Annotated in this window: 8 protein-coding genes, 8 tRNA genes and 1 pseudogene; 2 read left to right on the top strand and 15 right to left on the bottom strand. The window is 37.5% G+C overall.

Annotated elements, in window-relative coordinates; genetic code table 11:
- Positions 1 to 19 precede the first annotated feature (19 nt).
- From glmS to sigW, 6 genes are all read right to left on the bottom strand, one after another.
- A complete protein-coding gene (glmS, locus tag ACTYA4_RS21795; RefSeq protein ID WP_443483627.1) occupies positions 20 to 1,822 on the bottom strand; it encodes a glutamine--fructose-6-phosphate transaminase (isomerizing) in 1,803 nt (600 codons plus the stop codon).
- Positions 1,823 to 2,504: 682 nt separating this feature from the next.
- Positions 2,505 to 3,857 carry a phosphoglucosamine mutase gene (glmM, locus tag ACTYA4_RS21790; RefSeq protein ID WP_443483628.1) on the bottom strand — a complete coding sequence of 451 codons (1,353 nt, stop codon included), beginning with the start codon at positions 3,855 to 3,857 and terminating at the stop codon, positions 2,505 to 2,507.
- A gap of 37 nt (positions 3,858 to 3,894) precedes the next feature.
- Positions 3,895 to 5,238 (bottom strand): CdaR family protein, encoded by a 1,344-nt coding sequence (locus ACTYA4_RS21785; protein WP_443483629.1) that lies wholly within the window; start codon positions 5,236 to 5,238, stop codon positions 3,895 to 3,897.
- Positions 5,231 to 6,055 (bottom strand): diadenylate cyclase CdaA, encoded by an 825-nt coding sequence (gene cdaA, locus ACTYA4_RS21780; protein WP_443483630.1) that lies wholly within the window; start codon positions 6,053 to 6,055, stop codon positions 5,231 to 5,233. Before cdaA ends, ACTYA4_RS21785 begins: the two co-directional genes overlap by 8 nt.
- A 417-nt stretch (positions 6,056 to 6,472) precedes the next feature.
- Complete coding sequence (locus ACTYA4_RS21775; protein ID WP_443483631.1) at positions 6,473 to 7,123, bottom strand: zf-HC2 domain-containing protein; 651 nt, start codon at positions 7,121 to 7,123, stop codon at positions 6,473 to 6,475.
- 18 nt (positions 7,124 to 7,141) lie between these two features.
- Positions 7,142 to 7,705, bottom strand: a complete 564-nt coding sequence (gene sigW, locus ACTYA4_RS21770) for an RNA polymerase sigma factor SigW (protein ID WP_443483632.1) — start codon at positions 7,703 to 7,705, stop codon at positions 7,142 to 7,144.
- Positions 7,706 to 8,228: 523 nt separating this feature from the next.
- On the opposite strand from sigW, the gene ACTYA4_RS21765 reads away from it, so the two are divergent.
- On the top strand, positions 8,229 to 8,405 hold the full coding sequence (locus tag ACTYA4_RS21765; protein WP_443483633.1) for an aspartyl-phosphate phosphatase Spo0E family protein: 177 nt from the start codon (positions 8,229 to 8,231) through the stop codon (positions 8,403 to 8,405).
- A 551-nt stretch (positions 8,406 to 8,956) separates the two neighbouring features.
- On the opposite strand, the gene ACTYA4_RS21760 is transcribed toward ACTYA4_RS21765, so the two are convergent.
- The 7 genes and pseudogenes from ACTYA4_RS21760 to pdxR form a co-directional block, all read right to left on the bottom strand.
- Positions 8,957 to 9,029: transfer RNA gene (locus tag ACTYA4_RS21760), tRNA-Lys, on the bottom strand.
- Position 9,030: 1 nt separating this feature from the next.
- Positions 9,031 to 9,105 (bottom strand) — tRNA-Gln (locus ACTYA4_RS21755).
- 43 nt (positions 9,106 to 9,148) lie between these two features.
- Positions 9,149 to 9,232 (bottom strand) — tRNA-Tyr (locus ACTYA4_RS21750).
- A gap of 30 nt (positions 9,233 to 9,262) precedes the next feature.
- Positions 9,263 to 9,338 (bottom strand) — tRNA-Thr (locus ACTYA4_RS21745).
- A 103-nt stretch (positions 9,339 to 9,441) separates the two neighbouring features.
- Positions 9,442 to 9,517 (bottom strand) — tRNA-Val (locus ACTYA4_RS21740).
- 3 nt (positions 9,518 to 9,520) lie between these two features.
- Positions 9,521 to 9,595 (bottom strand) — tRNA-Glu (locus ACTYA4_RS21735).
- Positions 9,596 to 9,779: 184 nt separating this feature from the next.
- Positions 9,780 to 11,179 (bottom strand): annotated as a pseudogene (gene pdxR, locus ACTYA4_RS21730) (MocR-like pyridoxine biosynthesis transcription factor PdxR).
- Between the two features lie 209 nt (positions 11,180 to 11,388).
- Between pdxR and ACTYA4_RS21725 the strand changes: the two are divergent.
- Positions 11,389 to 12,303 carry a DMT family transporter gene (locus ACTYA4_RS21725; protein WP_443483634.1) on the top strand — a complete coding sequence of 305 codons (915 nt, stop codon included), beginning with the start codon at positions 11,389 to 11,391 and terminating at the stop codon, positions 12,301 to 12,303.
- Between the two features lie 136 nt (positions 12,304 to 12,439).
- On the opposite strand, the gene ACTYA4_RS21720 is transcribed toward ACTYA4_RS21725, so the two are convergent.
- A tRNA-Thr gene (locus ACTYA4_RS21720) sits at positions 12,440 to 12,512 on the bottom strand.
- Positions 12,513 to 12,553: 41 nt separating this feature from the next.
- Positions 12,554 to 12,628: transfer RNA gene (locus tag ACTYA4_RS21715), tRNA-Asn, on the bottom strand.
- Positions 12,629 to 12,644: the final 16 nt, after the last annotated feature.

The following is a 12,644-nucleotide window of genomic DNA, read 5'->3' as shown; positions in this document are numbered from 1 at the left end:
AATCTTTCATCCTCAACAATCACTCCACCGTAACAGACTTAGCCAAATTACGTGGTTTATCTACATCGCAGCCTCTGTGTAGTGCTGCGTAGTAGGCGATTAATTGTAGTGGTACAACAGAGATAAGGGGTGTTAACAGTTCGTGCACTGCTGGAATGATGAAGCGGTCGCCTTCCATCTCTAAGCCTTTCATGGAAATGATGCATGGATTTGCACCGCGCGCTACTACTTCTTTTACGTTTCCGCGTATGCTTAGGTTAACACTTTCTTGTGTTGCTAATGAGATAATTGGTGTGCCCTCTTCTATTAAAGCGATTGTTCCGTGCTTTAATTCGCCACCTGCGAAACCTTCTGCTTGGATATAGGAGATTTCTTTTAATTTTAATGAGCCTTCTAACCCAACATAATAGTCAATTCCACGGCCAATAAAGAATGCATTGCGAGTTAATGCTAAATATTCTCTTGCAATGTTTTCAATTTCTTCTTTTTCTTCAAAAATAACTTCCATACTATTAGCGATGATGCCTAACTCATGAATTAAATCAAAATCAGGTTCATAGCCTTTGCTTTTCGCTGTTACTTCCGCAAGAATAGAAAGAACGGCCATTTGTGCTGTGTACGCTTTTGTAGAAGCAACCGCAATTTCTGGTCCAGCATATAATAAAAGGGTATGATCTGCTTCACGGGATAAAGTGGATCCAGGTACATTCGTAATCGTAATCGTTGGGTACCCCAGTTCTTTTACTTGAACTAATACTGCTCTGCTATCTGCCGTTTCGCCGCTTTGTGTAATAAAGATAAATAATGGTTTTTCAGAAAGCAGCGGCATATTATAGCCAAACTCGCTGGCAACATGAACTTCGACAGGTATTTGTGCTAGCTTTTCAATAAACTGTTTGCCAAGCAATCCTGCATGATAGGATGTACCAGCTGCAATAATATATAAACGATCAGCATCCTTCACTGCTTCTACAATGGCAGGATCTATCGTGAGCTTTCCATCTTCATCTTGGTATTCTTGAATGATTTTACGGATTGCTGCAGGCTGTTCATCTATTTCTTTCAGCATATAATGCGGGTATGTGCCTTTTTCAATATCGCTGGCATCTAATTCTGCTGTATATGCTTCTCTAGAAACAACCTCACCGTCTAAAGTTTCAATGGTAACCTCGTCTTTTGAAACAAGCACAATTTCCTTATCAACAAGTTCTACATACGTATCCGTCACTTGCAGCATCGCCATTGCGTCACTTGCTACAACGTTAAAGCTGTCGCCTAAACCAACTAAAAGTGGACTTTTATTTTTAGCAACATAAATAACATCTTTATCTTGTTCGTCCAGCAATGCAATTGCATAGGAACCTTTTAATAGCTTTAACGTTTGTACAAAAGCCTCTTTTACATCGTTGCCTTCTTCAACAAAACGCTCGATTAATTGTACGACTACTTCTGTATCCGTATCACTTTTCAGCACTGCATCTGCAAGATATTCTTTTTTCAGCAAGTCATAGTTTTCAATCACACCGTTGTGAACAATCGTAAAACGGTCTGATGCACTTTTATGTGGATGTGCATTTAATTGACTTGGCACTCCATGTGTTGCCCAACGTGTATGGCCGATGCCTGTTGGTGCAAATACATCCTCATCGACAATATTTCGCAAGTCTGCAATACGTCCTTTTTCTTTAAAAACTTGGACGCCTTCTCCATTGCTTACGGCAATGCCCGCAGAATCATATCCTCTATATTCAAGCTTTTCTAGCCCTTTTAATAAAATCTCTTTCGCATCCAGGTTTCCAATATAACCAACTATTCCGCACATACTTCTTTTCCTCCGTTCTAGGGAAGCAAGAAGCCGGTTTTAGGGGCCGTACTTGCTCCCCTATCTCTGAAATATTTTATGTTCATAAAAATCCTTGTTATTAGCAGATATTCAAAAAGTCACCAAATGATAAGCGGCGAATCTCTTCGTTGGCTTGCTTTTCCGCTACTCACGTATCTAATTGCATACGTTCCGTTGCTCAAAGCTAAGCCGCCTCGACCTTCTTGCTTCTAATTTGTTCCCTTTTTGAACACAGATTATTAGCATGCTCTTCTCTTTGTCCATTAAGTTGCCTTAATGTTTTAAAGAAGAACCAACGATTGGCTAATGCAATCGGGAGGCATCCGCCGAAATTTCGATAAACCTCCACCTCGTCAACTAGATTTGTGTCGTCCATTACTAGTCCAGGCGCTTTATTCCTTTGTAAAACCTCTATCCTCCTTGTGAAAAAATAGTGCTTTTTCACAAAAGCAAGTTAATCATACCTTACATCAAAACATTTCGTCAAATACTATCTATTCGTTTGGTTGTATTTGACATAAAATTCTTACATCTGTTTATAAACAACCTCTTTCAAAGCAAACAGGGTGAAGGAAAAATAACAATGTCATATTTTCCTCACCCTATATAATATGCAAAAGTACTTTTATTGTACCATTGGACATAGTATGAATAGAAGGATCTATCCTCCCTTTTGACCCATCTCCTCTTGCACTACTTCTCCAATAATATTTACGTATGCATCGCATAAGTCTTCCGTAGGTGCTTCTGCCATTATGCGGACAAGAGGTTCTGTTCCAGAAGGACGGACTAGAATTCTGCCGTTTCCATTCATTTCTTGTTCTACTTTTGTAATGACTTCTTTCACCTTTTCATTATCTGTTACATGATGTTTATCGCTTACTTTAATATTCACCAATTTTTGCGGGAATTTTTTCATTTCTCCAGCAAGCTCGGAAAGCGGTTTGTTTGTTGCTTTCATAATATTGACAAGCTGCAACCCCGTTAATAATCCGTCACCTGTTGTATTATAATCTAGGAAAATAATATGGCCTGATTGTTCTCCGCCAAGATTGTACCCGTTTTTACGCATTTCTTCCACTACATATCTGTCGCCGACTGCTGTAGGAATGCTGGCGATTTGATGGACTTCTAACGCTTTATAAAAACCTAAATTGCTCATTACAGTAGAAACCACCGTGTTTTGCTTTAACCGATTTGTTTCCTTCATATATTTCGCACAAATATACATGATTTGATCGCCATCAACTGTTTCCCCATTCTCATCAATCGCAATCAAACGATCACCATCTCCATCAAACGCAAGGCCCACATCTGCTTCTTTTTCTTTTACAAATGCTGCTAACGCTTCTGGATGAGTGGAACCAACCCCATCATTTATATTTAACCCATTAGGAGATGCTCCCATTGTGGAAATATCTGCATCTAAATCAGCAAATAAGTGCATCGCTAAAGATGATGTTGCACCATGTGCACAATCTAGCGCAATATGAATGCCTGTAAACTCTTCCTCTACTGTTTGTTTTAAAAATTGAAGGTATTTCTGTCCGCCTTCAAAATAATCGTCGACATGTCCTAAGTCAGCACCAGTTGGTCTTGGCAATGAATCATTTTCTTGATCAATTAACGCTTCAATTTCTAATTCCTGTTCATCTGACAGCTTAAAACCATCTGGACCAAAAAATTTAATCCCATTATCAGCAACAGGGTTGTGCGAAGCAGAAATCATGACACCTGCCTGAGCTCCTAATACTTTTGTTAAATACGAAACTCCTGGTGTTGAAATAACGCCTAAGCGCATTACTTCAGCACCAATTGATAGTAAACCTGCCACTAGAGCCCCTTCCAGCATATGGCCAGATATACGAGTATCACGACCAATTAATACTTTTGGCCGCTCTTGATCTTTTGTTAGTACAAAACCACCAAATCTTCCAAGCTTAAATGCTATTTCCGGCGTTAGTTCACTGTTTGCAATCCCTCGCACTCCGTCCGTACCGAAATATTTACCCATCTAATTAATCGCTCCTTCTAACTATAATAAAACCTTATTAAGCACCTTTTGTAGAAATAGATACACTTGCTGTCTCTCTTGCCAGCTCCCAACTCGTGTCTTCTGGACCATCGACGCTTATTTGCACTTCATGTTCTCCCTCTTCCAAACCAGTAACATCTACATAGATGGAAAAATCCGATGCCTTGATTCCTTTTAAAATCGAATCCTTGGCTGTGACCTCTATATTTGTACTTTTCTTTTCAGGAGAGGTAATACTGCCTGTAAGATTTTTTCCTAATCCTTGTATACTAATCGGAACATTTGCCAATGTTTTTGAACTTGTTTTTTCAGCCGAAGAAGTCTCATCTGACTCTGATTCCGGCTCCGGATCTGGTTCTGGTTCTGCATTTGTTTCTTCAGTTGATTCTTCGTTGTTTTCTTTAGCAAGTGTTACTTTTACGGTTGCATTTACTAGTTCAGGATCAACTGATGTAATACCATCAGATATGATAATTGGCAATGATAATGTTTCATCTTTTTCAATTTTACTTAAATCGACCTCAACTCTAACATTTTCCGTATTTTTCAGCACATTTTCCGTTCCAAATATACTAGCTTCTTTTGTATCCAATGTGATCGAGTCAATCGTCACATTAGAAGGCGGCGACCCCTTTTCCACTATGTTAATCGGAACTTTTTTACTGACTCTTTTGACAGGAATTGTTACATTTACTGTTTCTGGTTCTACTTGTACATCCAATTTATTTAGTCTACTGTCTAAAACAGAAATTGCTGCTTGTTGTTCAATCGATTGCGATGTTGAGCCATTTACTTCTACATTTGCTTTAACATAAGCTACCTTATCAATTTCATCCTTCGCACCTGTTACTTTTACTGTACCCGGATTGATAGATGCTGCTTCTGCTGAATAGCCATCTGCAATTGATTTACTGCTATATTCTGCTTCTACTTTAAATTCTTTTGTTACTTTTTCTTTTACAGTTACTTCAGTATTAGTAGGATTAATCTTAGCTTTTAGCTTATCGGATAAATCTTTAATTTGTAATTTTACCTCTTTTGTCCCGATCTTTGCATTCGCTAAATTGACAAACACCTCAAAATCCCGTTTCTTTTTCGTAACCTGTACATGACTTGTTGGTCCACTAAGTGTAACATCCACCGTTTTAGGAACTCCCGTTACAACTACATTTTCTGTATCATAATACACTTTCACTGGAACATTCTCTACTACATCCGTACCATTATCTCCTGGTACATTGACATCACTTGAATCTTTATCTGGGTCATATACAGAAGAAAATAATAAAAGTGCCAAGGCAAAGGTTATGATTTTCATAAATAATTTACTATCTATAATTTTATCAAATAGTTTATTCATTTCTCTTCCCCTTCCAGCTCCATTTTACGGCAGAAGCTTGTTTGGTAGAAGGTAAAACTAAGGCGCTTGACAGCATTTCTCTAAACGTATCCAACTTTAATTCACGGTGAAGCTCTCCATTTTTCGTAATAGAAATAGCTCCTGTTTCTTCTGATACGACAACCGTTATACTATCTGTCACTTCGCTTATTCCTAAAGCTGCTCGATGCCTCGTCCCTAATTCTTTTGAAATAAAGGGACTCTCAGACAAAGGAAGATAACAAGCAGCTGCTGCTATATTGGCTCTTTGGATAACAACAGCCCCATCGTGCAAAGGCGTATTTGGAATAAAAATATTGATTAGCAATTCGGAAGATATCTTTGAATTTAAGGAAATGCCTGTTTCAATATAATCACTCATACCTGTTTCTCTTTCAATCGATATAAGTGCTCCAATTCTTCGTTTTGCCATATAGTCAACGGCTTTAACAATCGCTTCAATCACATTTTCCTGGATCTCTTCTTCCTGCATACCGCCTCTGGAGAAGAATTTCCCGCGTCCTAATTGCTCAAGGGCCCGCCTTAACTCCGGCTGGAATATAATGATAATGGCCAATGCCCCCCAATAGATGACCTGCTCCATCATCCAGCCTAATGTTTGCAGTTGAAAATAATCACTTAATAGTTTGACAATAAGAATGACAAAGATTCCTTTTAACAGTTGTACTGCCTTTGTCCCTCTAATAATCATGATTAATTTATAGATGACATACCACACAAGGAGAATGTCTACTGTATTCGCTAAATATTTTAAAAAATGGAAATCTGCTAACGACATTTTCCTTCCTCCAAAGTATATATTTCAAAAGTATCCTAATTGTTTATAAGAAGTTGTTCAAAAAGTCTAGGAAAACAAGCTTGCAAATCTCTTCATTATGTCGTCTCTGCAATGCTCCACTGCGCTCTGGGATTATGAATTCCGTACCTTAACCTTCACCGCTCTGATTTTCCTTTTTTTTGAACACCATTTATAACCTACAATTAACATATTATATCATATTTCGTTCTAGTACCAATTTAGAGGCACTAGCAAGTAATCATGTTGTAAAAATAAAGACCTTCCTTATTATATGCCTTTTTTTCTTAAAAACAAATAATTAACTGTTTATTCTTCATTAGAAACAAGCAATGGTAGACGCTAACACCATTCAGGCGAAGTTCCGTACCTTTTCTCATAAAGAAAAGCTCCCTACAATTAAAATGCAGGGAGACTATTTTTTTCCTTTTGATTATCACCATTAAAAACGTCGATAATATCGGAAAAAGTATTTTTCATGTGATACCATAACCAGTCAAATACTTCATTTACCTCTTTTATTTCTCCAGTTACTTGGTCAGCTGATGCCATGTATTTTTTACCATTTATTACTGTTACATTCCCATCAACTTGTCCTTCGATTTTTATATTACCATTCCGAACGGTAATATCACCTTTCACTACTTTCCCTTCTGGAACAATCGCTGTATCATTTTGCACAACTAAGTTCTCTTTTTTAGAAACAGAAAATTGATGATCCTCGTTCCATGCAGATAATAAGCTGGAAACCATTAATATGATAAATAAGGATGCCGCAGCAAAAAGCGGATGGTGTCTTACCCACCTTTTGAACGTTGCCCTTTTTTGTTCTTTTGGCAGCTTTGCCATCACTTTTTCCGTAAAATGAACTGGTGCATGTATATGTGATGTGCTTTGGACTAAGGCGATTGTTTTCTTTAATTCATGAAAATGCGTGGAACAGTCATTACATTCCTGCAAATGTTTTTTCAATTCTTCTTTATGGCTGAAATCCATTTCATCATCGAGATATTCATGCATATATTCAATAATTCTTGTTGGACAAGTCAATACATTTCACCTTCTTTATCAGACATACCGTAATTGTTTTCTTAATGCTTCTCTTCCTCTGTGAATGCGTGTTTTTACTGTTCCTAAAGGAAGCTCTAAAATTTCACTTATCTCGTTTAAAGAAAGCTCCTCGATATATTTTAATACAATAACCGCTCGATACTTCTCTGGTAGTTTCGATATTTCCCGCTGTATCAATGCTTGCAATTCTAGACTTTCGACATCTTCCTCTGGCAGTCTTGTATTAGCTGCTAATTGGGAATACATATTTAACCCTTCTGTACCTGGAACTTCTGCATCAAGATAATAATCCGGCTTTTTCTTTCTTATACGATCTATACAAAGATTTGTAGCAATCCGATATAGCCATGTCGAAAACTTTAATTCTATGTTAAACCTGCTTATATTAACATATGCGCGAATAAAGGCTTCCTGTGCCATATCTTCTGCTTCATGACGATTTCCAAGCATTCGAAAACAGATCTGAAATACCTTGTCTTTGTAAATTTCTATAATTTCGCCAAAGGCATTCTGATCCCCTTTTAATACTTGTTTAATCCTTTTTTTTACTATGGCTTCCATCTATTTTACCTCCGCTCTAAATGCGGCTAATCGATAATACGTATCGATAGCGGAAAAGGTTTCACTTTTTTTCATCACTGTTTTTAAAAATTTTTATGTTTTTTAATAAGTTGTATTTTCTCCCCAATAGAGAAAATTTTAAAAAATATATGTATTTTTCACTTTTTTGATAGACTTGATATTATTTTAACAAATTATGACACAATTTGTTAAAATAATTTTATTTTTAGTTATAAAAAAACGAATATTATGGTAAAATCAAGAAAATCGACATATAGAGGTTGTTCAAAAAGTTCAGGAAAAATAGCTGTCGAATTTCTGCGTCAGTTTGTTATCTGCTTCTCGTATTAACACAGGATCTTCAATTAAAAAACGCTCACGTCCTGTGAGCAACATTGAAGCCGCCATATCCTGTGAAAGTCCAGTGCACTAAGCTACACTTCCTTGAACTCCTCGACTATTTTTGTCCTCCTTTTTGAACACTCACTTATTAAAAATAATGAACGGATTGAGGGGGAAGCTTATGTCTGAAAAGAAATTGCTCCAGGATATTGAAGAACATCGTGAGAAACTGATCTATCTTGCAAATCACACGTCCTTTTCGCATCCAAGAGTTATTAACATAAGCACCGAGTTAGATGAATTATTAAATAAATACAACAGTTTTCTACTTTCTAAATATAATAAAGCAAAAAATTAAATAGGATCATTTTACTAACTTCAGAAAAGGTATCCAAAAAAGAGCTTAAGCGTTACTATCATGTACGATAATCATTACAATTAACATACAAATAAGATCGTACACAGATTCCCTTTTTTTAGGATACCTTCTTATTAAGGTGTTATAAAAGCTTTCCCCCAAACATAAAAGCCAAAAGCAACCGCCACCATAGCGGTTTTATTTCGGTCATCCAAAATCGGGTTACCCTCTACAAATTTCCCCGCAGAGAAGTTTCCGCTGTACGATAAACCGTTACTTCGATGCCTTTGTATATAAAGGCTGTTTTCGTATAGAATGTTGCTTTTAAACTCGCAGCCTGAATACACTTCGCTTTCCGCGGGCGAGCGTCGAGCCTCCTCGTCGCATACGCTCCTGTGGGGTCTCGTCTTTCTCGTATTCCCACAGGAGTCTACGTGTATTCAGTCTGCTGAGTACTTCTTCTCCCATTTTCTTACGTAAAAACCAACAATCTGTGAGAAAACAGCATATATAAAAAAACCAAGCACAAAAGTGCTTGGTTTTTTTATGGATGAGCCATGGAGGATTCGAACCTCCGACCCTCTGATTAAAAGTCAGATGCTCTACCAACTGAGCTAATGGCTCTTGGCTGGGCTAGCTGGATTCGAACCAACGAGTGACGGAGTCAAAGTCCGTTGCCTTACCGCTTGGCTATAGCCCAACAAAAAAATAAAAGGACATATCTATGTTGTCCAATTTTTAAATGGTGGAGGGGGACGGATTCGAACCGCCGAACCCGAAGGAGCGGATTTACAGTCCGCCGCGTTTAGCCACTTCGCTACCCCTCCGATATTAAAAATCATTTTAATATTCCATAATGGTGCCGGCGAGAGGACTTGAACCCCCAACCTACTGATTACAAGTCAGTTGCTCTACCAATTGAGCTACACCGGCAATATAATTTAGTATCTCTTCTTAAAAGAAGTTTATTCATGTTGTGATTACTTATTATTTTATGATAAAATCGATAAGGCGATTTTTTTGTCATAAATAATTATGGTGGAGGATGACGGGATCGAACCGCCGACCCTCTGCTTGTAAGGCAGATGCTCTCCCAGCTGAGCTAATCCTCCATTTGGTGACCCATACGGGATTCGAACCCGTGTTACCGCCGTGAAAGGGCGGTGTCTTAACCGCTTGACCAATGGGCCGTATTTACTTTTTTGTTGTTGTCCCAACTGACAAGATTTATTATATAAAAAAGAAATAGGTTTGTAAAGCAAAAATAAAAAGTTTAAATTTTCAGATTTAATAAGAAATAATTCCCTTTTTCTGTATAAAAACATAGCATCCTTCATCCATTTGGCACAAGCCTTTCCCCTAAATGGGGGTTATCTAACTTAATCGAAATAATGCTGTATGCAGCCTGCTTACACCTTTTTTAATCTCCTCTTTTGCTAAATGTCCATAACCTATAATCAATTGATTAGAATACGTTCCTTTTTCTATAAAATGCGCTTCCACTGGGTACACTTTTACTCCTAGTTTTCCAGCCTCCTCAACAAGTTCTTTTACTCGAAGCAACTGCTTAAATTCAACAATTAGATGCAGCCCCGTCGAATAACCGAAAATATTAATTTCATTTGCGAAGGTTGATTTTAATTCATGGATTAGGACATCTCTGCGATATTTATAAATTTTTTTCATTTTCCTAATATGCCGTTCTAAATACCCCTCTGAAATAAATTGAGCTAAGACAAGCTGATCTAATGAAGGATTATGTAAATCAGTCAACCATTTTAATCTTCTACATTTTTCTATCAAACACGGCGGCAACACTAAATATCCTATTCTAAGAGCAGGGGATAAAATTTTACTAAATGATCCTACATATATTACACGCTCTGGCTCCAACCCCTGTAAAGAGCTTATCGGCATACTTTCATAGCGAAATTCACTGTCATAATCATCCTCAACAAGATAACATTTTTTATTCCGCGCATACTGCACGAGTTGAATTCTTCTTTGAATCGATAAAGTCCCCCCTAAAGGAAACTGATGAGAAGGAGTTGTAAAAATAAGCTTTGGACTTTTATTCACAGGCAGCATAGACGTCATTATCCCATGATTATCAACTGGTACTGGACAAATGGAAGCACCGGTATTTTTAAAAATCGTTTGAATATCATTGGTGATAGGGTCTTCCATGAGCACATCATCACCAGGGGATAATATTAGCTTGGAGACAAGGGTTAAAGCTTGGACTGCTCCTGAAGTAATCACAATTTGTTCCGGGTCACAAAAAACTCCTCTTGTTTTTTGCAAATATCGTACCAAAATTACTCTTAATTCCGGACGTCCTTCCGGAACATCATAGCCAAACGTTGAAGAATTAATATCATTCCATACTATATGCGCTAACTTTAACCATGTTTTACGAGGAAATAAATCTAATGCTGGTATTCCGGATCGGAAATCGATACTATCAACCGAATCCTTGGAATGTTCCTTTAAAGTTGAAAAGTGTGGTATTTGCTTATGCTGTTCTAAATACGTTCCTTCAGCAACATATGTACCTGAACCTCTCCGTGCTATTAAATACCCTTCAGCAAGCATTGCTCGTACGCTTCTAAAATAACATTTCTTGAAACTTTTAACTCAGAAGAAACTTCTCTCGTTGATGGCAATTTATCTCCTGATGATAGTTGTCCATTTAAAATTTTTTCTCTTATTTGCTGATAAACCTGTCGAATCAAAGGAATATCAGATGACCGATTAATAGATATCCAAAACATGTATCTTCCTTTCCGCCCAAATGGCACCATAAAAATAGGGTCAAGGTGGTGCTAATATCCATGATTTTAACATGTTAAGGTAATAACAGAAAGTTCTAAACACCCTGAAGATTACAAGCACTACATGCTTCAGCGGCGTTCTTTAAAAAGATGCTAAGAACGAATTATCGTAAAGCTTGAACTATTAAATCAGCAAAGGGGATAGTAACATGAAAAACAATATGAAAGCCTATTTATCAATGACCATTGCAATGACAACGGTCGGCAGTTCTTTTGTCGTTGGCAAATTAATAGTAGAGAGCTTCCCTATCTATTTAGCATCTGCTATTCGCTACGGCATAGCAGCAGCCATATTACTGTTGCTACTTTATATAACCGAGAAACCATTTCCGAAAATTAAACCTAAATACATTTTTTCATTGGTTCTCCTATCGTTGACTGGTGTATTTGGCTTTAGTGTTTTGCTTTTGTATGGGTTGCAATACACATCTGCAACAGAGAGCGGCATCATCACTAGCACAAGCCCTATGGTGATTTCTCTCATCTCCTTTTTCTTCTTAAAAGAACGGCTCTCACGGTCTCAATGGCTCGCCATTCTACTAGCTGTCTGTGGCATTTCACTCATTCATTTGCTCAGCAGCAATACGCAAGCGATTAACCATGAAGTTCCGAATTGGATAGGAACTCTATTAATTTTTGGTGCCCTTATTGGCGAGTCCTTATTTACTATTATCGCAAAAGTACTATCGGACAAACTATCACCACTCGCTATAGCTACTTTTGCTACTATTATAGGTTTTGTTCTATTTTTGCCTTTTGCAATCTATGACGCACTATCCTTCGATTTCTCACAGCCAACCTTTGCGGACTGGATATACATTATTTATTACGCATTAATTGTTACAGTTATTGGATTTGTATTTTGGTACTACGGAGTGTCAAAGGTTCCAGTTAGTACATCTGCAGTGTTCACTGGTGTAATCGCCAACTCTGCACTGCTTCTGTCCTATCTGTTTCTTCACGAAACTTTTCAATGGGGACATTTAATCGGTGTATTATTTGTTTTCATAGGGATTATTATGATAACTCGACAACCGATTACAGGATGTTTAGATAATAAATAAAGATTCTCTAGCTTGTCATGAGCTATTGGGGCAAAAAATAAATCGGTCAATTGTTTGGTCAGTTTAACGAAATTTTAAGCATAAAAAAGCCATCTCTCAATTAAGAGAAATGGCTTTATATCAATGCTTTTATTTAAGCTTCCAACCGGGCTCGAACCGGTGACCTCTTCCTTACCATGGAAGTGCTCTACCTGCTGAGCTATGGAAGCACTTTGCTAACATATCAAAAAAATTCTTCTATAAATAAAAATGGCTCCGCAGGTAGGATTCGAACCTACGACCGTTCGGTTAACAGCCGAATGCTCTACCACTGAGCTACTGCGGAATAGTTTAAAAATATG

The organism is Niallia yueguangensis (assembly GCF_052663115.1).
The sequence above is the reverse complement of the archived record's forward strand: the minus strand, read 5'-3'. Positions and strand labels throughout refer to the sequence as shown.